1 protein-coding gene is annotated in these 250 nt (G+C 66.4%); it reads left to right on the top strand.

The genetic code is table 11. The features are described 5' to 3' along the window. Window positions 1–250, top strand: a 250-nt coding sequence (locus tag ACLJNW_RS27150) for a glutamate synthase-related protein (protein WP_410961655.1), incomplete at both ends; no start/stop codon positions are given.

Raw genomic sequence — 250 nt, 5'->3', positions numbered from 1 at the left:
CACCAGACCCTGCGCGGCAACGACCTGCGCGGCAAGGTCCGGGTGCAGACCGATGGCGGCCTGAAGACAGGCCTGGACGTGATCAAGGCGGCCATTCTCGGCGCCGAGAGCTTCGGCTTCGGCACCGCGCCGATGATCGCCCTGGGCTGCAAGTACCTGCGCATCTGCCATCTGAACAACTGCGCCACCGGCGTGGCGACGCAGAACGACAAGTTGCGCAAGGACCACTTCATCGGCACCACCGCGATGG

The sequence above is a fragment of the Salmonella sp. SAL4457 genome (assembly GCF_046548235.1).
In the GTDB taxonomy this organism is placed as follows: domain Bacteria; phylum Pseudomonadota; class Gammaproteobacteria; order Enterobacterales; family Enterobacteriaceae; genus Salmonella; species Salmonella enterica.
This window is presented reverse-complemented; position numbering and strand designations above follow the sequence as displayed.